The sequence below is a fragment of the Paenibacillus xylanexedens genome, from assembly GCF_001908275.1.
Lineage (GTDB): Bacteria > Bacillota > Bacilli > Paenibacillales > Paenibacillaceae > Paenibacillus > Paenibacillus xylanexedens_A.
The window spans coordinates 5,468,913-5,489,316 of sequence record NZ_CP018620.1; the positions used below are offsets into that span (position 1 = coordinate 5,468,913).

Genomic DNA, 20,404 nt, shown 5'->3' on the forward strand with positions numbered 1-20,404 from the left:
ACTGTCGCGTTAGTCTTCAATGGTGGATAGATCTCCTGTTGGCAGATCAAGCTCCCAGGCCTTCAGCACACGGCGCATGATCTTGCCGGAACGTGTCTTGGGCAGTTTATCCTTGAACTCAATCTCACGCGGAGCAGCGTGGGCAGACAGGCCCTCTTTGACAAAACGATAGATCTCTTCTTTCAGCTCCGGTGTCGCCTCATATCCTTCACGAAGCGCCACAAAGGCCTTGATGATCTCCCCACGTGTCACATCCGGCTTACCGATTACACCCGCCTCTGCTACCGCAGGATGCTCCACAAGCTTGCTCTCGACCTCAAAGGGGCCGATACGCTCGCCTGACGAATTAATCACATCATCAATACGTCCCTGGAACCAGAAATATCCTTCTTCATCCATATAAGCGGAGTCACCGGATACATACCAGCCCGTAAGCCTGAAATACTCCTCGTATTTCACCGGGTTATTCCAGATCTTCGCCATCATGGATGGCCAAGGTGCCCGTATGGCCAGATTACCCATACTGTACGGCGGTAATTCCTGCCCGCGATCATCAATAATCGCTGCATCGATTCCAGGCAACGGACGTCCCATGGAGCCAGGCTTAATCGGCATTCCGGGATAGTTACAGATCAGCTGTGCACCTGTTTCCGTCATCCACCATGTATCATGAATCCGCTGACCATAGGCTTTCCACCCCCAACGAACAACCTCCGGATTGAGCGGTTCACCGACAGACATGACATGACGCAGACTGCTCAGATCATGCTGGGCAATGGTCTCTTCTCCCGCTCCCATCAGCATACGGAAGGCCGTTGGCGCACTGTACCAGACCGTGACTTTGTTCTTCTGGATGGTGCTGTACCAATCTTGAGGACTGAAACGACCACCCCGTATCACATTGGTTACTCCGTTGAGCCATGGAGCAAAGATACCGTAAGAGGTGCCCGTCACCCAACCAGGGTCAGCAGTGCACCAGTATACATCATCCTCACGTAAATCCAGAACAACCTTACCTGTATAATAGTGCTGAATCATGGCATTTTGAACATGGTACACCCCTTTGGGTTTACCCGTAGAGCCTGAGGTATAATGAATAAGCAAACCATCCTCACGATTCAGCCACTCTACTTCCATCTCATCCGAAGCGGCAGACATCTCTGCATCAAAATCGATGAGTCCCTCCTCAGTCTGCGCGCCCCCACCCACAATAAATATATGTTTGAGCTCGGGCAATTCGGAACGTTTGATGCGTTTTAGCAATTCCGGAGTGGTGACGAGCGCTACTGCTCCGCTATCCTCCAGCCGATCCTTCACAGCCGTTTCCATAAAAGCTTCGAACAACGGGCCCGCGATGGCTCCAGCTTTCAATATACCCAGGAGACTAAAATACAGCTCAGGACTTCGAGGCATAAAAATAAACACTCGTTCCCCTTTGGCTATGCCATATTTGCGGAGAACGTTCCCGAACCGACTCGACTGTTCACTCAGATCAGCAAAAGTATAGGACTCTTCACGTGAAGCATCGCTATACAATAAAGCGGTTTTTCCGCCCCTTCCTTCCAGTACATGACGATCAATCGCTTCATGCGCCATGTTTACTTTTCCGCTGGCGTGCCACGTAAAGTGCCTTTCCACCGATTCCCAATCGAACCGGCTTCTCGCCTCCGTGTAATCGCCCAGATTAGATTCAGACACAACCGTTTGCAGCATCTCACCATGTGCTTGACTCATGCTTGCCAGCCTCCTTCAACTCGACATTTCGATTCCCGTTAGGGGTCACTTCTCATTGCCTTTGTGTTGACTGAACTTCCAGTTAGCGCTTACATTAGTAGAGAGAACTTCTCATCATGTACTTGCTCGGCCAAACAGATGTTAACTATACTGTATTGAATTGTGAACATTTTTTGTCTACGCAATTATAGCAAATCTTTTCAATTGTCGTCTATGGCTTTTCAATTTTTTGGATTTTTGCTATAGCGTTCTTTTTGGAACAACCTCTATAAGTAGGAAAGAGAGGAGCATGAACCATGGAACATATCAAAGAACATCATATGCGTTCCATCTTCAAGTACGGCCACCGAATTACTGTTGAAGGCCCCGTGCAGGCCGAGGAGATAACCCGTCTTGCCTTCCATCCGGATCTGGATGCCTTTCGGCGCCCAACGGAGCAGCAAGAAGCTCTGGCCGAGATCGCAGCATTGCCTGAAGGGCGAATTATCATTGCACATGAAAATGAAACGATTATCGGCTATGTAACCTTTCACTATGCGGATGATTGTGAACGCTGGTCCGAGGGCAATATGACTGATCTGATAGAGCTTGGGGCAATCGAGGTTGCGGACGACTATCGCTCGCTTGGCATTGGACGTGAGATGTTACTTACCGCTTTGGAAGATAAATACATGGAGAACTACATTATTTTCACCACAGAATATTATTGGCATTGGGATCTGAAGGGCAGCGGACTAAACGTATGGGATTATCGCAAAATGATGGAGAGGCTGATGGAAACGATCGACATGACCTGGTATGCAACAGACGACCCCGAAATCTGTTCACATCCTGCGAACTGTTTGATGGTACGTATCGGAAGTCAGGTGCCCATCACATCGGAAGAACAGTTTGATCGGGTACGCTTCCGCCATCGGTTCATGTACTAATTCGATGATCTGTTCGAAAAACGATATACATAACAAAAACCGCCTCTCGCAGCGTTGCTCCATACCTCATGGAACAGCTAATCGAAGGCGGTTTTTCATGGATTTCGGATGGGTATTGCAATATAAGCTTATGTCATTACATATTTTCTAACATATGCTCCACAATACGATGTGAACGCTGCGAAGATTCCACGGTAAATTCAGCAAAGTTAACATGCGCCGAACCATCCGCTTTATCTGACATCCCACGCAGGACAACAAACGGTACTCGATTCATGTAACAGACCTGAGCAACTGCAGCCCCTTCCATCTCCGCACATGCACCGTCCATCTCAGTATATAACATGTTAACTGTATCTTTATTTGCAATAAATTGGTCTCCAGATAACACTTTACCGATCAGGTAATTGGCTCCCTGTGCTTTACACGCTTCTTCAGCCAGTGTAATAAGCGAAGCCTCGGCAGGGAATGCAGATGTCTCCTGGTAAGGAATAACCCCGCGTGCGAACCCCAGTGGCGTTACATCCATGTCGTGCTGAACACATACAGACGATATAACCATATCCCCAATGTTCAACTCCGGGTTAACTGCACCCGCAACACCTGTGAAGATAATCCGATTAACCTGAAAACGATCAATCAAGATCTGCGTCGTAACCGCTGCATTTACTTTACCTACGCCAGATTTGCACACGACAATTTGCTTGCCAAGCCACTCACCTGCAACGTATGTAATGCCGGTTTGTTTGACCGTCTCAAGCTGCTTCATACCTGCCAGCAAAAGCTCGACTTCCTCATCCATCGCTCCGATAATCCCAATCGTTTCACGCATCTTCCGATACCCCCTGTTTTTCATTTTTAAACTAATTCAGCACAAAAGCTCCGTCTCCGGAGCTTTCGCATATCCACTATGTAGAGAGAATGACTTCTCCCTTACTGTATATAATCCCGATTAAACTACATCTGCGTGACTTACAGACAGACGAAGAATCGTTTCATGCGGCAAAATAACCCGTGGGTTCTCCACATTTTCTTTCTTCATCAACTTGGTCAGCAAACGCATCGCTACTGCGCCAAGGTCGTACATTGGCTGAGCCACTGTTGTCAACTGAGGACGCACCATGGAAGCCATACGGATGTTATCCACACTAATAATGGAGAAGTCATCCGGTACTTTCAGACCGTCATCCTGAATGCTGTGAATGGCACCAATGGCCATTTCATCTGTAGCAGCAAAGATAGCTGATGGTTTTTTCTTGAGTCCAAGGAAATATTTCATTGCTTCCACACCGGATTCATATCGATAGTTACCAATTCGAACAAGATCCTCCTGGTATTCAATCCCCGCTGCTTCCAGTGCTTTTTTGTATCCTTGGAAACGGGCATATCCATTCGCCGGATCTTGCAGTGTACCACTGATCATCGCAATTTCCTTGTGTCCATGACGAATCAGGGTGTTTACCGCGTCAAACGCAGCCGCCTCATGATCAATATCCACTGAAGGAAATGTGCCCTTCTCATCACTTGTTGCACAAAGTACGATCGGCACAGCCGCAGACTGGAACGCCTGAATGTGTTCGTCCGTTACTGTTCCACCCATGAAGAGCAGTCCGTCTACTTGCTTTTCGAGCAACGTGTTAATAACACGAATTTCTTTTTCTTTCTTCTTATCTGCATTACACAAAATAATATTGTAGTGATACATATTCGCAATATCTTCAATTCCGCGGGCAATCTCCGCGAAGGTTGAGTTCGAAATATCCGGAATAACAACCCCGACCGTGGTTGTTTTCTTGCTTGCCAGACCTCTGGCTACCGCATTCGGACGATATCCCAACCGTTCGATGGCTTCATATACTTTTTTCCGCGTTTGCGGTTTGACATTAGGGTTATTGTTAACTACCCGTGATACCGTTGCCATAGACACTCCAGCTTCACGTGCCACATCATAAATGGTTACCGTCACAGTACTTCTCTCCATTACCAGTAAATTTTCATACCATTTTCATTAAGATTTATATTACGACAAATTTTTGCATTAATCAATTAAAATAGGCTTTAGGACTCACTCAAAACATTCGTAAGTGTGGTTCTAGTAATATCTGAATGGGAAGTATGCCATACAGGAATTCCCTTTTTGATCAGGATTGCCTGTGGAGATTCGTGCTTAACACCCAGCTTTTCTGCTGCTTCATTCGATACCGGGCGATCTTCCACAACATAGATGATGCCATATTTCACTTGTTCATTGGCATTGTTAAGCAAATAATCGTTCATCTCCTGATAAGCGTTCGAGCTGATCGGACAGCGCGTGCTATGCTTAAACAGAAGCAAGGGTTGATCCTTGGTAGCCTCCACTGCGGAGTTTAGCTGTTCAATACTTGTCATTTTAGTCATGTCAGCCATTAGATATACATCCCCCTTTACCAGGAATACCGCTATGTTGAGCGTTTTCACTCTTCGATATCTTAACAAAAAGTGCGCGAAAAAGCCAATTTTCATGAAAACAAGCATTTTACACGTCAAAATTAGACAGCATTTGAGAAGTACTCCTGCCACACAAATCCGGATAATTGACTTAATCTACGCTCCGTGGTCTCAATCCACGCTGCATCACCAGACTTCGTTGCGTAACCCATAATGTCCAGCAGCAGATTGATACGCTCCTCCACTGCTTGCTGCATTCGATATTCCATCTCCCGATCGGTCGCATCCGGCCAGGCCAGCAGTAACTCATGAAACAGGTCTGCCAGTTCATTACGTTCACCAAAAGATACGTCTTGCTTCACGGGCTGTTCACCCAATGTGCTTATGCATTCTGTTAAGTCCGGCTTGACCGGCGGAAGCACTTCGTATGATACACAGTCTGTACACGCAAATACGGGTACGTTTCGAATCTCCACTTTTTTGGCGTATACCACTGTTCTTAATTCCAACTCCATTACATGTCCACATCTGCACGACTTGCGCACCACCATCACCTCATTCGTTCTGTACTCTATATAAGTACCATTCGACCTATTTCGGCTCAAATCCTGCTATTAACGAAAGGTTGCACAAATTACCACTCCCTCCAGATGAAGGTTGTCGAATGCAGGCAGTCACTGACTTGTAATCGCTTCCTCCAAACTGAATATGCACTTCCATGAAGTCCCTTGGAGAATCTGTTACAATTAAAGACGCAACAGACCTAATCACCGCAAAAAGGAGAGATGGACATGAGATTAACTGGTAAAAAAGTCATCGCTCTGGTCGATGAAGAATTCGAGGATTTGGAATTGTGGTACCCTGTACATCGGGTTCGTGAAGAAGGTGCAGAAGTGCATCTTGCTGGAGAGAAAAAAGGAAAAACCTATATTGGCAAATATGGTGTGCCTGCTGAAGCCGAATACAGTTTCGATGAACTTGACAGTTCAGATTACGATGGCATTCTCGTGCCAGGCGGCTGGGCGCCGGACAAGCTGCGTCGTTATCCCAAGGTACTGGAGCTTGTGAAGGAAATGAATGCAGATCGGAAACCGATTGGACAGATCTGTCATGCGGGCTGGGTACTGATTTCTGCCAAAATTCTGGACGGAGTTACAGTAACCTCTACACCAGGCATTCGGGATGACATGGAAAATGCAGGTGCTATCTGGAAAGATGAAGCCGTTGTTGTTGATGGACATATCATCTCAGCACGTCGTCCGCCTGACCTTCCCCCTTATGGCAAGGCATTCTGTGATGCACTCGCTGACAAGTAAAAATAACCCCATTGTGCTCTCATGCACAGTGGGGTTGTTTTATATAACAAGTACTCCAATAAATAATTATCACAAATGTAAATATATTAAATTAAAGGTATTTATATCCAGTTTCCCCAATTACGATGCGTTCGAACCACTTTGTTCATCCGGACTTCCCGTGGAGTCATTAAAAACTTGCAGTCGCTCCTCAATATCTCCGCTGGTCCGTAGGGCGAAGCACTTTCGCGCTTCTTCTTTGGCAGCCGATGCTGTTGTGTTCAACACTCTGTGCTTCACACGTAACAGGGATTGTGGAGACATACTCAAGTGGCGGATGCCAAGCTCCAACCAAAGCGGAATGGCACGTTCGTCCCCTGCCATCTCACCACACACACTAACATCAATTCCGGCCGTGTGAGCCGCATCCGCTGTGGCACGAAGCATCCTCAGAACAGCCGGATGATAGGGGTGATACATATGAGCGATCTGCTCATTCATTCGATCTACTGCCAGTACATATTGAACCAGATCATTCGTACCAATACTGAAGAAATCCGCTTCCTCAGCCAGAAGGTCAGCAATCATCACCGCTGCAGGAACTTCAATCATGATTCCCACCTGAATGTGAGGGTCGTATGATAATCCGCGCTCGTCCAGATCAGACATCGCCTCACGAAGAATCTCATTGGCCTGCTGAAGTTCTTCCACCGAAGAGATCATCGGGTACATGATTTTGACATTTCCGGCAGCGCTGGCGCGCAGAATGGCTGTAAGCTGTGTTTTGAACAGATCCTTGCGGTCGAGACTAATCCGAATGGCACGGTAACCCAGAAACGGATTATCTTCCTCCGGCAATTCAAAATAATCGAGTTGCTTGTCACCACCGATATCCAGTGTACGAATAACAACGGATTGTCCTGCTGTTTTCTCTGCCACAAGACGGTACACCTCATACTGTTCTTGCTCACCCGGGAACGTAGCACGGTCCATATACAAGAATTCTGTTCGGAACAAGCCTACCCCTTTGGCTCCTTGTTTCAAAGCAAGGTCCAATTCCTTCACCGAACTGATATTGGAAGCCAAGTGCAAAACGGCCCCATCTTTGGTTACGGCATCCACGGTAGCAAGGACTTGAAGTTGTTCCTTTTTCTTCAGTTGCTTGCTGCGAAGCATGGTATACCGTTCAATGGTCTTGCGATCCGGGTCCGTAAATACCAAGCCATTGTCACCATCCACAACAAGCATATCCCCTGTCTCTACCGGCATGCCAAGACTCGCTTCCAGACCGGAAACGAGAGGAATGCCAAGGGCACGAGCCATAATCGCAGAATGTGATGTTTTCCCGCCAATCAAGGTTACAATGCCTAGTACATGAGTGGGATTCAGATGCGCCAGTTGAGATGGCGATAATTCTTTGGCAACGAGTACATACGGCTGGGTATCCGAAGGAAGTGTAATCTCCGGTGCACCGAGCAAATGCTTGAGCAGACGGTTACCCACATCCTTGATGTCAATGGCCCGCTCCTTCATATACTCGTCTTCCAGCAAGTCAAACATCGTGACAAAGTGGTCAATGGCTTCTTTGACCGCCACTTCTGCCGCCTTGTACTGACGTTCGATAATGCCGCGAATTTCGTTCATGAATACCGGATCTTCGAGGATCGCCAGATGTGCATCAAAGATACTGGACTCCTCTGGACCAACGACTTCCTTGAACTCATTTTTGATATATTCGATCTCATCCTTTGATGTCCGTATGCCCTCATACAGCCGTTCGAACTCTTGGGCAAGATCCACCGAATCCATCTTCTGATCCGGCAGATCCCATTCCCAACTGGGCAGGACAAATGCTTTGCCGATGGCAATGCCTGCAGCTCCGTTGATGCCTTGTATCTTCATTCTACCCCTCCAACGTTCCTGTCATAGAGCACCACGGACATAACGGATGCCTGACCTTTCTTAACTTGCTTAAATGGAGCAAAACTCCATGATTTTACACGATCCGGATTCGTAATTACCATTGGTGTTGTCAGTGACGCCGCTTGCTCGCGGAGTACTGCCAGATCAAACTTGATCAACAACTGCCCTGGCTCCACCGTATCGCCCTCCTGAACAAAAGCTTCAAAATGGCCTTTCAACTGAGAGGTATCGATGCCGATATGCAGTAACACTTCAAGCCCCTCACGGGTAGATAAACCCAAGGCATGCATGGTCGGGTACAAGTGCATAATCGTTCCGTACACGGGTGAGACCAGCTCTCCCTTTTCCGGAACAAAGGCTACACCATCACCGACAAGCTTGGCTGCAAAGATCTGATCCGGCACCTCTTCAATCGGGAGCATTTTGCCCTGAACAGGGGCACAGAACAGAACCTGTTGCAGGTCTCTTTCCAGCAGCTTCGCGATTTCTTCCCGAATCAATTCCGAGTAGGTCCCGAATACCACCTGTACGTTACCGCCACCCAGCTTGATCAGTCCAGCAGACCCCATACTCTTCATGGCACCCGTGTCGATCAAGCGGTCATCATGCACAGTCAGACGAAGACGTGTAATACATGCTTCAACCTGTACAATGTTACTCTTCCCGCCCAATGCTTCGAGGATTAAAGGTGCCTGATAAGGAATGTTACCTACCCAATCTTCCAGCATGGAGCCCTCTTCACGTCCTGGTGTTGGAATCTTGAATGTACGAATCGCCCATCGGAACAGAAAGTAGTAAACCAGTCCATATAGTATGCCAATCGGAATGAGCTTCCAAGCATTCTCCGATAGATGGAAATTGAGTATGTAATCAATAATACCTGCGGAGTAAGAAAATCCATGCCGGATATCAAGCCAGTAACTAATCCACATGGCAACGCCGGACATCACTGCATGCACGATGAACAGATAAGGTGCCGCGAACAAAAAAGCAAACTCAATCTGTTCCGATACCCCGGTTAGAAAACAAACGAGTGCCGATGTCAGAAAAGTTTTCTTGATTTTTGGTTTCAGATCTTCCCTGGCTTCCTGAATAATAGCAAAGGCTATTGCCGGAATGGCAAACATCATGATGGGAAACAAACCCGCCATAAAGAATCCTGCTGTTGGATCACCTGCAAAAAATCGGGGCAAATCCCCTTGCACAATGTTACCATCAGGCGTTTCAAACGTCCCTAACTGGAACCAAAACACATTGTTAAGCAGGTGATGAAGCCCAAAAGCAACCAGCACCCTGTATAACACTCCGTAGATGAACAGTCCAAACCCCCCGAGACTGTATTCCCAGGTAGCAATGCCGTTCAATCCATGCTGTAGGATCGGAGCGAGCCATAACATAAAACAGGAGAACAATGCCGAACAGAGTCCGACGATGAGCAAAACAAACCTTGAACCTCCAAAAAATTGTAAAATTTCAGGCAGTTTAATGCTTTTAAACCGATTATGCATCCCACCGGCAAGCGCGCCGAGTATGATTCCGATTAAGGAAGCAGGCTGAACGGTGCCATCCCCGAAGTTCCGAGTCACCTGATCATATATCACGATACCAGCCAGAGCAGCAAGTCCCGCTTGTCCGGCCTGGTTGGAGAGTCCCAGTGCTACACCGACAGCGAACAGATACGGTAAGAAATAAAAAATACCGTGTCCGGCCACGGTAGACACTTCACCGACAATATCCAATCCCCAGGCGTCCCAAGGCAGACTGCCAACACTGAGCAAAATTGCGGCGGCGGGCAGGACCATTGTAGGCAGCATTACCGCTCGTCCGAGCTGCTGCAAGGATCCGAGCCAATTCATGGCGACCTCTCCTTTCTATCCTAGATGGTAAGCTTTACGCAACGTTTTGTCAAAGCAAAACAGTAACCAATTGGTAATTAATACGGCAAAAATAGAGCAGAAAAAATCCCGTCAACTTCAAGTTAACGGGATTCATCCTGTGTTCATTCAATTGGGACAGATCAGGAGATCATTCGATCACAGGTGAACGAGCCTCTCAGCCGCGTCCAGCGCCGCGCAGAACGATGGAATCCTCTACCTTGATACAACGATTCGTTACCGCTGTCATGCCGTTCTCTGCAGCAATCTGGACCGCTTCATCACTATGGATGCCAAGCTGCAGCCACAGCACATTGGCTTTGATGGCAGCGGCGTCACGAGCGACATCCGCACAAAACTCTTCGCGACGAAACACATTGACAATGTCTACCGGCTCTGGAATATCCGCGAGTGTGGCATATACCGTCTCTCCCAGGATTTCACCTTGCACCTGTGGATTAACCGGGATGATGCGATAACCTCTGCTCTGCATGGCTTCTGCCACCATATAGGAAGTGCGATCTGATTTGTCTGATAAGCCGACGACTGCGATGTTGCCTGCCTTGCGCAATAGTTGTCCAATTTCTTCACGAGTAGGGTTGTTAAATTCCATGTTCAAGCACCATCCTTTTCTGATTAAAGTGCGTGTTCAAAAGACTGATTTTCAGTTATTTACTCTTTTACCCATTGAACCGAGGCGCCAAGCGCCTGCAAATGATCGAAATATTGCGGATAAGACTTGGCTACATGGTGTGCATCCCGAATACGAAGCGGCTCCTTGGAACGCAGACCAACGACAGTGAGCGCCATAATTACGCGATGATCGTAGTGAGCGTTAATCTCAACGCCGCCTTCAACGCCTTCTGGACGTCCATGTACGATAATCTCAGCTTGACGCTCTTCAACGTTCGCTCCTGCCTTCCGCAGTTCGTTCAAATAATCGGTGATTCGGTCACATTCCTTGTAACGCAGGTTCTCTACATTATAGAACCGTGACGTGCCTTCCGCAAATACAGCTGCGGCTACCATAGCCAAAACGGCGTCCGTCGCGGCATCCCCGTCGAATTCGATCGCTTTCAGTCTGCCATTACCTTGAACGTGTACAACATCGTTCTCATGTGTCAATGGCACTTCCATCATGCGTAGCACGTCAACGATGGCACGTTCACCCTGTTTGCTATGCTCCATCAGGCGCAGAATTTTCACATCAGACTGTGTAACCGCTGCTGCGGCAAGAACGGCTGCCGAGCCCGGGTAATCCCCTTGAACCGTGTAGGTCGTTGGCTGGTAAGCCTGTCCACCTGGTACACGGAAGGACATGTAATCATCACTTACATGGATAACGATGCCTGCCTGCTCCAACACTTCCAGCGTCTGTCCGATAACGACCTTGGACTTCAGGTCATTCAGTACTTCAATGGTGCTGTCTTCTGCAAGCAACGGCGTAACAAACAACAATGCACTCAGATATTGGGAGCTGACGGAGCCGGATACACGAATGTGTCCACCTTTGGCATTGCCACCCTTGATTGTAATCGGTAAGCGTCCTTCTTCATGCTGTACATCTACACCCAATTGACCAAGCGCATCGATCAGGTCATCATGGGGGCGTTTGCCCAGCGAATCTGGGTACGTATTCACAAACGTAACGTCAGGGCAGAGCGCTGTAACGCCCATCAGGAAACGAAGTACAGCACCCGCATTCCCAACATTCAATTCACGCACATCACGGGGATGACTGCCAAAGCCCTGGATCACAATCTTGCTGTCGTCTTCTTCAAGTACTGCCCCCAGATCACGAATACATCTGCGCATGGCGTCACTGTCTTCACTGTGTGCCGGGAAATGAATAGTACTTGTGCCTTCTGCCAGCGCAGCAGCCAGCAAATAACGAGTCGTGTAGTTTTTAGAGGACAGAGCCCCGATTTCCCCGTTCAGAGTGGGGGTTGGTTTAACAATAACGTCCATGGATGAAATTCTCCTTCATTGATTATATTGTGGCCAAATTGACATTCCGTGCATCGCTTGGGTATCATTATAGCGTTAAGTCCATACAGAAAAGAGGACCTGAATATGACACAAATAGCTGAAATTGAAACGTCTGAGCTGCACCGCCGTTTACAGGCGGGAGAGAAGCTGCAGATGATAGACGTCCGCGAGGACGATGAAGTCGCGCAAGGCATGATCGAAGGAGCCAAGCATATTCCGCTTGGACAGATTCCGGACCGACTGTCTGAGATTGAGAAATCAGGCGAGATCGTGATCATCTGTCGTAGCGGTTACCGCAGTGAGCGTGCATGTGAATATCTGCAGCAACTGGGATATGAAGGCTGTACAAACATGGTCGGCGGTATGCTTCAGTGGCAACAGGAAGACTAGAGAAGCCCGGAGAGAAGCGAAGTCATTTGTAACCTTGTGACTTCAGCTCTGCTCCACTCCTAGAAACGGGCCTATATGGCCCGTTTTGTTATATCTGCCACCACCTATCAACCATCAAACTTCGATGATAACAAGCTTAGACGCGGTAATGCGCTAAAATTAAACGAGTCACTTCGGCAGCGGATAACTCGGTTGTATCCACCGTATAATGTGCGAACCGATATGCGTCTTTCCGTTCTTCCATAATTGCCTGAATGCGTTCCTCTGCATTGCCTGCGAGGAGTGGGCGATTGTCACAGCCACTAACACGCTCTACAATCACTGCCGGATCAGCAGTCAAGGCAACAACCCAACCATTTTTCAACATCACGTCACAATTATCCGAACGTAGCACCACGCCACCTCCGGTCGCTATGACCTGTGACTTCTTCTCCAGCACCGAGCATAACATGCGGCTCTCGGCATCACGGAAATACGTCTCTCCCTTGCCAGTGAACAATTCTGGAATCGTACAGCCTTCCTCTTTTTCCACCGCGGCGTCTACATCAATCAATCGATAACCAAGCTCGCGTGCAAGCATGTCAGCGACGGTTGATTTGCCGGTTCCCATCATACCAATGAGAATAATATTGTTAGACTTGCTCAAGGTGTACACTCCTTTAATTCAAGCAATTCGTGAGCACTTTTGTCCTATCATAACACAGCCCTGCGGACTGGGAAAGACCATCTCCTCACTGACTTCCTTTCGACCATCCGCAAGTACTTCAAGACAGATTAAGTAACTCCCGGCATCTAAGCCTATGTCAGATCACCCTCAAGCAGTTTTGAGCCTCCAAACATCTCAATCAGTAATCATCCAACAACCTAACGAACTCCAATGAGCTTATTTACAGTAAAAAAAGAGGCCCGCGTTAACCGGCAATCACCGGAACGCCAAACCTCTTTTGAGCCTCTTAGCAGGCCAAAGCACCTGCTTAAGGGCGCTTTGACCAAATCTAATAGACTTGTATATGTGGTACTACTCCATCCAGTTGTGGTGGAAGCTGCCTTCTTTGTCCACACGTTTGAACGTGTGAGCACCGAAGTAGTCACGTTGCGCTTGCAGCAAGTTTGCAGGCAGACGCTCTGTACGGTAGCTGTCGTAGTAAGAAAGAGCGCTGGAGAATCCAGGTACTGGAACACCTTGTTTTACAGCAGCCGCTACAACTTCACGCCATGCGCCTTGATAAGACTCAACGATGTTTTGGAAGTAAGGATCCAAGAGCAAGTTTTTCAGAGCTGCGTCTTTATCATAAGCTTCCTTGATGTTTTGCAGGAACTGCGAACGGATGATGCAACCACCGCGGAAGATCATGGCAATGTTGCCGTATTTCAGATCCCAGCCATACTCGTCGGAAGCTGCACGCATTTGTGCAAATCCTTGAGCGTAGGATACGATTTTACTTGCGAAGAGGGCTTTACGCACGCTCTCGATGAATGCTTTTTTGTCACCGGAGAACTCTTCAGTTGCTGGTCCATTCAGGATTTTGCTAGCTGCTACACGCTCGTCCTTCATCGCAGACAGGAAACGGGAGAATACGGATTCTGTAATCATGGACAATGGAACGCCGAGATCCAGCGCACTTTGGCTTGTCCATTTACCTGTTCCTTTTTGTCCAGCCGCGTCCAGAATGACGTCAACCATTGGTTTGCCCGTTTCCGGATCGTATTTCGAGAAGATATCTGCTGTGATTTCGATCAGGTAGCTATCCAGCTCTCCTTGATTCCATTCCGTAAAGATTGCGTGCAGCTCTTCAACAGAAACGTTCAATACGGATTTGAGCAAGTGGTACGCTTCACCAATCAACTGCATATCTCCGTACTCGATACCGTTATGCACCATTTTCACATAGTGTCCGGCACCGTCAGGTCCAATATATGTACAACATGGATCGTCACCGACTTTGGCCGAGATCGCCGTCAGGATCGGTTCAACCAGTTTATAAGCACTTTCCTGTCCACCTGGCATGATGGAAGGGCCTTTCAGTGCGCCTTCTTCACCACCGGATACACCTGTACCGATGAAACGTATGCCTTTGTCTTCCAACTCTTTACTGCGACGTTGCGTGTCAGGGAAGTATGCGTTCCCTCCATCAATGATGATGTCGCCCTCATCCAGGTGAGGAAGCAGTTGTTCAATGGTAGCGTCGGTCGCTTTGCCGGCTTGTACCATGATCAAAATTTTGCGCGGGGATTCCAGGGATGCTACGAACTCTTCAATGGAGAATGAGCCTGTCAGGTTTTTACCTTCAGCTTCTTTCAGAAGATCATTGGTTTTCTCCGGGGAACGGTTAAATACCGATACTGAGAAACCTTTGCTTTCAATGTTAAGGGCCAAATTTTTGCCCATGACAGCCAGGCCAATTACGCCAATTTGTTGTTTTGTCATCTGGTCCTCCATCCTTTGCTCCAATTAATTTTATTGAAATAAATTCTCAACAATACTCCCATTTTAACGGTTTTATGTATAGAAGTGAACCCCGTGGCACAGCTACGCAACGAGAAAACACCCCAATCTGCTGAGGTGTTCATCGTATTTTCATAAATACGGCCTTATCTTGTCATCCTTCCAACATTAACAGATGTCCAGACAACTGTTTTAAGACTTGACGGCAAGCATTTGCTTTTTCGATATTATCCATCTGCATGGCCGTGTAGAGGCGCTCCAGTTCATCGTCCACTTCCATGCGCAACAACATGAGCCTCTCCTCACCTTCACGCGAGAGGAACATTTCTTCCATCTCTTCCGCCGTCGGCGCAGGTTCCTTTTGAAAAATGACACGCTGCTTGAACCCGGACACTTCCACGAGCCGAATCACTTCACCGAATAAAATGTTCTCCACGGTCATCTGCTGATCCTTGAACCGCTTCACAACCGCATGCCCGCGTGTATCTCCAATCAGCTTCTCCAGCCACTCTGCAAGTTTTGCATCCTTAATGATATAATCCCCAGTCATCTTGTAGTTCCCTGTGCGTGTCTGTTGAAAGCGGAGCTTTACCAGCTTGCGGCCGGTCCGGACTGACAGGATAAAAAAGGATTCGTCCTCGCTCCAATATAGTGAATATCCCTCACGAATAAGGTCTCTGATCAAATTTTGGATATGCCGACGGTTGAACCGCAGCTCCAGATTGCAATATTCAACTTCATAACTCTTATTCACGGCACTCCCTCCATCTGTACCGGATCAACTCCGGCCCTCGTCTTCAATCGCTTCTACTCAATCGGCTTACCCTATTTTATACTTCATTTTATGTAAGGGTACTTGGTTATTTGACTATTTTTCACCGAAAGGACCGCCGGATTGCAGCTTTCCGCAGACGCACAGGGGCAAGCCCCCGATTATCGTGATATAACGGACGCGAAAAAGGGAGCTCCACAACCAAGACGGTTGGTGGAACTCCCTTTTCTTTTGCTTATTTGGCCGGAGCAGTGCGAAACGGATTGCGGGATAACACAAAGTGCACAACGGCAAGTCCTGCCATGACGATGGCACTGCCAATGAATGGAGCCGGATGGCTAACGTGGTCCCACAGCAGTCCGGAAACAATAGGGCCTACAACCATGCCTGATCCCTGCAATGTAAGGAAAAATCCCCAGATCGCTCCCCGCTCCCCTTTGGGAATTAGTGTGGCTACAAAAGCATTCCAGGCGGGCAGAATCATGGCATAACTGATGCCCACCAACATGACAACACCAAACACCACCGGAATGGATGTTATGGAGGAGAATGCGAACAGACTCGCCGCCGCCATCAAAAAACCAACGTTCAGGAACGGTTTCGTGCCAAACCTGTCTACCATTTTACCTACAGGCAGTAAGGCAATAACGGTTATTCCACCTCCCGCAATCAGCAACAAACTGTAAAGGTTCGGTGAGATGTGCAGATCTGTGCGTGTATATAGCGTGATTACTGGACTAAGCAAACCAATGACAAACGACTGCATAAACAAGGCAGGATACACCAGTGGATTAACATTAAGTGTGCTGCGTACCCGTTGTAGTGTACCCTTAACACTCTTTTGCAGCCGGATGAACGGCGTGAGCAGATTCGGTTTGGCTGGATATTTCACATCACTATTCTTCGCTGCTTGCTCGGCATGCTCTCCATCAACAATGACACGTCCAGGAAGAATCATGGCCACCAGAATAACGAGAATGGCACAACCCATCAACACGAGGAATATAGTTCGATAATCATGATGCGTGCGCTCCAGCAACCAGTTCATTCCTATAGGTCCAAGCCCCGTTCCGCCGAGAGCAGCCATCTCCAGCGCACCCATTGCTGTACCATTCTTGTTCTGTGGGCCAGACATCGCAGTCACCCCTGTCATGGCGCAAGGCCAGAGCGGTGACGTACCAATGCCAAGAATGAGACAGGCCATGGCCAGTCCAAAGGCACTTTTTAGAAAAAGGATCATAATAACAGCGATTAAGGTACAGATTAGTGCTGTAACCATCGTTGCGCGGAACCCGATCCGTTCTGCTGCCCAGCCGGAAGGCGCCCGGAACAGATTATCTCCCAGATATTGAAGAGCAAATGCCACACCAATGACGCCTGCAGACAGACCCAGTATATTGTCCATATAAACGGGCAAAACAGCTACCAACAGGGCCCCTTTGATAATTTCAACTAGAAAAAGTGTCAGCCACATCGCGATAAAAAATGGTGATCGCAAAATTTTGGCTGGTTTTGTATCGGTTTGCATTCTTTTTCCCCTTTCGCCGTTCAATTGCCTATTCCCTATCCTTAGTGTAACCGTGGGGAATGTGTCCAAATCTCGGCAATTCAAAAAATTGTCGATTATACTGTTGCATTCGGTTCTTAATTTGCTATACTCATCTTTGTTTACCAATTTTATTAGGAAGGGTCGTGACAGCACTGATGAATCACCACCGTACGCCGCTGTTTACCGCTTTAAAAAATCATGCGGCACTCAATCCGGTACAGTTTCATATTCCGGGCCATAAAAAAGGATTGGGAGCGGATACCGAATTCCGTGAATTTATTGGCGATAATGCCTTCTCCATAGATTTGATTAACATCGCACCGTTGGATGACCTGCATCAGCCAACCGGTGTCATTCAGGAAGCACAGATTTTGGCAGCAGATGCCTTCGGAGCCGATTATACCTATTTTAGTGTACAAGGCACAAGCAGTGCCATTATGACCATGATTCTGTCTGTATGTTCACCGGGTGACAAAATTATTGTGCCCCGTAATGTGCATAAATCGGTTCTGTCCGCCATTATTTTCTCAGGCGCCAAACCCGTATTTGTTTCTCCTTCACAAGATGCCAATCTGGGTATTGACCATGGAGTGACTACACAGTCTATCCGTCGCGCTCTTGAGCGTCATCCAGATGCCAAGGCATTGCTTGTAATTAACCCGACCTATTACGGCGTGGTTACAGATCTTAAAGAAATTGTTGAGTTGGCACACAGCTACCAAGTCCCTGTACTTGTTGATGAAGCACATGGTGTACTCATTCATTTCCATGAGGATCTACCGTTGTCTGCGATGGCAGCAGGTGCCGATATGGCTGCAACCAGTGTTCACAAGCTTGGTGGCTCCATGACACAGAGTTCCGTACTCAACCTGAACACGAAGAATGGGTTCGTGAATCCACAGCGTGTACAGACGATCCTGAGTCTGCTCACCTCAACATCAACTTCATACATTTTGCTTGCTTCACTCGATACATCAAGACGTAACCTGGCTCTCCACGGTCGTGAGATTGCACAGAAGGCGATTGAACTAGCTGAATTTGCCAGACGTTCGATTAACGATATGGATGGCCTGTATTGCTTCGGTAGAGAGCTGCTGGGTACAGAAGCGACCTTCAACTATGATCCAACCAAAGTAACGATCCATGTTCGCCATCTGGGCATTACAGGGTATGAGACAGAGAACTGGCTGCGTGAACATTACAACATCGAGGTTGAACTTAGTGATATGTACAATATTCTGTGTCTCATTACGCCAGGAGATACGGATAATAGTGTGGATATCTTGCTGAACGCTTTGCAGGATCTCTCCCGTACCTATTATCAAGTGAACCCTGCCCATGAACTGGTGGTTAAAGTTCCGGATATTCCACAGTTGATGCTGACTCCACGTGATGCATTCTACGGTGATACCGAAGTGATTCCGTTTAAGGAATCCGCAGGACGTATTATCTCGGAATTCATCTATGTCTATCCGCCAGGAATTCCGATCCTGTTACCGGGTGAGGTTATCACCCAGGAAAACATCGACTACATCATCGATCATGTCGAAGTTGGATTACCCGTCAAAGGACCCGAAGATCGCAGCGTAACCAACGTTAAAGTGATCGTGGAAGCCGATGCCATTTTCTAGAACAACCTCCTTGCGCTGTGCAGGGGATAAACTTAAAGGACCAAGCCCTAGCTTGGTCCGTTTTTATTTTATGGGACAAGCGAGTTTGCATTTTCCCGTCTATTTCGTCGTTCAAACCGGTGGTGTAAATGCTCGTATACCTCTTAAAAAACAAACAAAAGGCCCCCTGAGATCAAGGAGCCTTCATGTTATGTTCCAAAAGAATGACTATTCTTGTGATGCAACGAGTTCGTTGTAAGCCGCTTCAACGCGGTTCCACTCTTCTTCGTCTTCAATATTGTAGAGCACCATTTCCTCGTCTTCTTCTTCCATACGCAGGATGATGCCGTCAGCTTCAGGATTGTTACGTTCCAGCAGGAGCGCATAAACATGCTTCTCCACGTCAAACGTCTCCACCAAAACCATCTCCACGTCTTGGCCGTTCTCGTCTGTTAATGTGAGAAGGACTTCTTCATGCTCGTGGTCGTGGTCGTGGTCTTGCCCGCATCCGCAGCCATCGCCGTGTTCATGTGTGTGATCGCTCATTGAAATACCTCGCTTTATAAATAGAAATTGTGTAACCTTGCATATCGTAACATGTTCAATGACCCAGGTCAATTTAACTCACAGGGTTATTTTCGCTTCAATCGTTCAGCGCTGTAATGATTTTCTCCGCTACCAGGACGTAGCTGCTGTTTGCATTTTCTTTAATATGAAAGCCGACCTGATACTTGCCGGCACGACTGAAATCGTACGTAAAATCATATGTTCGGAACCAGAAGTTATCCTTCTGGGTCGTAAGCTCCTGGGACTGGATATCCTTCACCTGACCACTCGGGTTAGTGATCGTTACTTTCACGGCAGCTACATCTGCTGTCAGACTGTCCACTTGTGAAAATACATTGAATTTCAGCTTACCTACGTTAACGTTGCCAAATACAGTGTCTCCCTTGAAGAGAAAAATATGTACATTCGGTTTGATCACCGTTACTCTCTTGTTACTGCTGTCCCATTTGACGACGCCTCCGGCTTCCCTGACAGGTACATAGGTCGTTCCATCAATGAGATAACCTCCATCAGCTGCTTCCTTGCCGTTAATGAGAACACGAATCTTCTCGTTCACCGAATCTGCAAACAATAAAGACCCGCCGAGCAAGGAGAATACCGTGACACAAAGCAATATTCGTTTCCATTTCATCCCGTCAATATTCCCTCCCCTGCTGCTAGCTGTTGTACATTTATACTGCAGATTCATCCACAAAGTTGCGCTGTTTTTCATCATTTTTCATTTTTTATCCAGAATTTTTTCCACCCCTTGGAATGCACAAAAAGAGGCGATCCTCATTAAAGGATGCCCCTGATCTATAATTGTTATATATACGGGATTATACGAAGAGTTATGAAGAAGTGTGGCGGGTCAATATACATGGAACGCCCTTGCCTAATGCCCCTTCAATTCTCATACG

At 47.6% G+C, this 20,404-nt stretch carries 19 protein-coding genes; 4 read left to right on the forward strand and 15 right to left on the reverse strand.

Annotated elements, in window-relative coordinates:
- Nucleotides 1-9: 9 nt before the first annotated feature.
- Entirely contained in the window at nucleotides 10-1,734 is a 1,725-nt protein-coding gene (acsA, locus tag BS614_RS23840; protein WP_074095782.1) for an acetate--CoA ligase, read from the reverse strand.
- Between the two features lie 296 nt (nucleotides 1,735-2,030).
- On the opposite strand from acsA, the gene BS614_RS23845 reads away from it, so the two are divergent.
- Nucleotides 2,031-2,663: a GNAT family N-acetyltransferase gene (locus BS614_RS23845; RefSeq protein WP_074095783.1), complete on the forward strand. Its 633-nt coding sequence runs from the start codon at nucleotides 2,031-2,033 to the stop codon at nucleotides 2,661-2,663.
- A 136-nt stretch (nucleotides 2,664-2,799) separates the two neighbouring features.
- On the opposite strand, the gene BS614_RS23850 is transcribed toward BS614_RS23845, so the two are convergent.
- The 4 genes from BS614_RS23850 to BS614_RS23865 form a co-directional block, all read right to left on the reverse strand.
- Nucleotides 2,800-3,495: a 5'-methylthioadenosine/adenosylhomocysteine nucleosidase gene (locus tag BS614_RS23850; RefSeq protein WP_074095784.1), complete on the reverse strand. Its 696-nt coding sequence runs from the start codon at nucleotides 3,493-3,495 to the stop codon at nucleotides 2,800-2,802.
- 120 nt (nucleotides 3,496-3,615) lie between these two features.
- Nucleotides 3,616-4,629, reverse strand: coding sequence for a catabolite control protein A (ccpA, locus tag BS614_RS23855; RefSeq protein WP_036614690.1), 1,014 nt, complete (start codon nucleotides 4,627-4,629; stop codon nucleotides 3,616-3,618).
- A gap of 92 nt (nucleotides 4,630-4,721) precedes the next feature.
- A complete protein-coding gene (gene ytxJ / locus BS614_RS23860; protein WP_074095785.1) occupies nucleotides 4,722-5,069 on the reverse strand; it encodes a bacillithiol system redox-active protein YtxJ in 348 nt (115 codons plus the stop codon).
- Nucleotides 5,070-5,191: 122 nt separating this feature from the next.
- The gene (locus BS614_RS23865) at nucleotides 5,192-5,605 is read right to left on the reverse strand and encodes a hypothetical protein (RefSeq protein ID WP_084174710.1); all 414 of its coding nucleotides are present in this window, start codon (nucleotides 5,603-5,605) and stop codon (nucleotides 5,192-5,194) included.
- A gap of 276 nt (nucleotides 5,606-5,881) precedes the next feature.
- Here BS614_RS23865 and BS614_RS23870 point away from each other — a divergent pair, with 276 nt between their 5' ends.
- Nucleotides 5,882-6,406, forward strand: coding sequence for a type 1 glutamine amidotransferase domain-containing protein (locus tag BS614_RS23870; RefSeq protein WP_036674874.1), 525 nt, complete (start codon nucleotides 5,882-5,884; stop codon nucleotides 6,404-6,406).
- 120 nt (nucleotides 6,407-6,526) lie between these two features.
- Here the strand turns inward: BS614_RS23870 and ptsP are convergent, their stop codons facing one another.
- The 4 genes from ptsP to aroA form a co-directional block, all read right to left on the reverse strand.
- Complete coding sequence (gene ptsP / locus BS614_RS23875) at nucleotides 6,527-8,287, reverse strand: phosphoenolpyruvate--protein phosphotransferase (RefSeq protein ID WP_036614699.1); 1,761 nt, start codon at nucleotides 8,285-8,287, stop codon at nucleotides 6,527-6,529.
- A complete protein-coding gene (locus BS614_RS23880; protein ID WP_074095787.1) occupies nucleotides 8,284-10,164 on the reverse strand; it encodes a glucose PTS transporter subunit IIA in 1,881 nt (626 codons plus the stop codon). Before BS614_RS23880 ends, ptsP begins: the two co-directional genes overlap by 4 nt.
- Nucleotides 10,165-10,360: 196 nt before the next feature.
- Nucleotides 10,361-10,795 (reverse strand): CoA-binding protein, encoded by a 435-nt coding sequence (locus BS614_RS23885; RefSeq protein ID WP_017687409.1) that lies wholly within the window; start codon nucleotides 10,793-10,795, stop codon nucleotides 10,361-10,363.
- Between the two features lie 59 nt (nucleotides 10,796-10,854).
- Nucleotides 10,855-12,150 (reverse strand): 3-phosphoshikimate 1-carboxyvinyltransferase, encoded by a 1,296-nt coding sequence (aroA, locus tag BS614_RS23890; protein WP_074095788.1) that lies wholly within the window; start codon nucleotides 12,148-12,150, stop codon nucleotides 10,855-10,857.
- A gap of 105 nt (nucleotides 12,151-12,255) precedes the next feature.
- Here aroA and BS614_RS23895 point away from each other — a divergent pair, with 105 nt between their 5' ends.
- Nucleotides 12,256-12,561 (forward strand): rhodanese-like domain-containing protein, encoded by a 306-nt coding sequence (locus BS614_RS23895; protein WP_074095789.1) that lies wholly within the window; start codon nucleotides 12,256-12,258, stop codon nucleotides 12,559-12,561.
- A 136-nt stretch (nucleotides 12,562-12,697) separates the two neighbouring features.
- Here the strand turns inward: BS614_RS23895 and BS614_RS23900 are convergent, their stop codons facing one another.
- The 4 genes from BS614_RS23900 to BS614_RS23915 all read right to left on the reverse strand — a co-directional run bounded on the left by BS614_RS23900 (nucleotide 12,698) and on the right by BS614_RS23915 (nucleotide 17,307).
- Nucleotides 12,698-13,207 carry a shikimate kinase gene (locus BS614_RS23900; RefSeq protein ID WP_036614703.1) on the reverse strand — a complete coding sequence of 170 codons (510 nt, stop codon included), beginning with the start codon at nucleotides 13,205-13,207 and terminating at the stop codon, nucleotides 12,698-12,700.
- A 372-nt stretch (nucleotides 13,208-13,579) separates the two neighbouring features.
- A complete protein-coding gene (gene gndA, locus BS614_RS23905; protein ID WP_074095790.1) occupies nucleotides 13,580-14,989 on the reverse strand; it encodes an NADP-dependent phosphogluconate dehydrogenase in 1,410 nt (469 codons plus the stop codon).
- 172 nt (nucleotides 14,990-15,161) lie between these two features.
- Nucleotides 15,162-15,761 (reverse strand): hypothetical protein, encoded by a 600-nt coding sequence (locus BS614_RS23910; protein WP_036614719.1) that lies wholly within the window; start codon nucleotides 15,759-15,761, stop codon nucleotides 15,162-15,164.
- Nucleotides 15,762-16,014: 253 nt separating this feature from the next.
- Nucleotides 16,015-17,307 carry an MFS transporter gene (locus BS614_RS23915; protein WP_074095791.1) on the reverse strand — a complete coding sequence of 431 codons (1,293 nt, stop codon included), beginning with the start codon at nucleotides 17,305-17,307 and terminating at the stop codon, nucleotides 16,015-16,017.
- A 176-nt stretch (nucleotides 17,308-17,483) separates the two neighbouring features.
- On the opposite strand from BS614_RS23915, the gene BS614_RS23920 reads away from it, so the two are divergent.
- Nucleotides 17,484-18,959 (forward strand): aminotransferase class I/II-fold pyridoxal phosphate-dependent enzyme, encoded by a 1,476-nt coding sequence (locus tag BS614_RS23920; protein ID WP_026080977.1) that lies wholly within the window; start codon nucleotides 17,484-17,486, stop codon nucleotides 18,957-18,959.
- 207 nt (nucleotides 18,960-19,166) lie between these two features.
- Here BS614_RS23920 and BS614_RS23925 read toward each other — a convergent pair whose 3' ends face one another.
- Both BS614_RS23925 and BS614_RS23930 read right to left on the reverse strand, forming a co-directional pair.
- Nucleotides 19,167-19,484, reverse strand: coding sequence for a DUF1292 domain-containing protein (locus BS614_RS23925; protein ID WP_036614722.1), 318 nt, complete (start codon nucleotides 19,482-19,484; stop codon nucleotides 19,167-19,169).
- A gap of 97 nt (nucleotides 19,485-19,581) precedes the next feature.
- Nucleotides 19,582-20,136 (reverse strand): stalk domain-containing protein, encoded by a 555-nt coding sequence (locus tag BS614_RS23930; RefSeq protein WP_036614723.1) that lies wholly within the window; start codon nucleotides 20,134-20,136, stop codon nucleotides 19,582-19,584.
- Between the last annotated feature and the right edge of the window lie 268 nt (nucleotides 20,137-20,404).

Coding starts and splice junctions, on each gene's coding strand:
- aroA (WP_074095788.1), bottom strand. CDS start 12,150: ATGGACGTTATTGTTAAACCAACCCCCACTCTGAACGGGGAAATCGGG.
- BS614_RS23920 (WP_026080977.1), top strand. CDS start 17,484: ATGAATCACCACCGTACGCCGCTGTTTACCGCTTTAAAAAATCATGCG.
- BS614_RS23915 (WP_074095791.1), bottom strand. CDS start 17,307: ATGCAAACCGATACAAAACCAGCCAAAATTTTGCGATCACCATTTTTT.
- ytxJ (WP_074095785.1), bottom strand. CDS start 5,069: ATGGCTGACATGACTAAAATGACAAGTATTGAACAGCTAAACTCCGCA.
- BS614_RS23870 (WP_036674874.1), top strand. CDS start 5,882: ATGAGATTAACTGGTAAAAAAGTCATCGCTCTGGTCGATGAAGAATTC.
- gndA (WP_074095790.1), bottom strand. CDS start 14,989: ATGACAAAACAACAAATTGGCGTAATTGGCCTGGCTGTCATGGGCAAA.
- BS614_RS23885 (WP_017687409.1), bottom strand. CDS start 10,795: ATGGAATTTAACAACCCTACTCGTGAAGAAATTGGACAACTATTGCGC.
- BS614_RS23925 (WP_036614722.1), bottom strand. CDS start 19,484: ATGAGCGATCACACACATGAACACGGCGATGGCTGCGGATGCGGGCAA.
- BS614_RS23880 (WP_074095787.1), bottom strand. CDS start 10,164: ATGAATTGGCTCGGATCCTTGCAGCAGCTCGGACGAGCGGTAATGCTG.
- BS614_RS23930 (WP_036614723.1), bottom strand. CDS start 20,136: ATGAAATGGAAACGAATATTGCTTTGTGTCACGGTATTCTCCTTGCTC.
- acsA (WP_074095782.1), bottom strand. CDS start 1,734: ATGAGTCAAGCACATGGTGAGATGCTGCAAACGGTTGTGTCTGAATCT.
- BS614_RS23850 (WP_074095784.1), bottom strand. CDS start 3,495: ATGCGTGAAACGATTGGGATTATCGGAGCGATGGATGAGGAAGTCGAG.
- BS614_RS23845 (WP_074095783.1), top strand. CDS start 2,031: ATGGAACATATCAAAGAACATCATATGCGTTCCATCTTCAAGTACGGC.
- BS614_RS23895 (WP_074095789.1), top strand. CDS start 12,256: ATGACACAAATAGCTGAAATTGAAACGTCTGAGCTGCACCGCCGTTTA.
- ptsP (WP_036614699.1), bottom strand. CDS start 8,287: ATGAAGATACAAGGCATCAACGGAGCTGCAGGCATTGCCATCGGCAAA.
- BS614_RS23865 (WP_084174710.1), bottom strand. CDS start 5,605: ATGGAGTTGGAATTAAGAACAGTGGTATACGCCAAAAAAGTGGAGATT.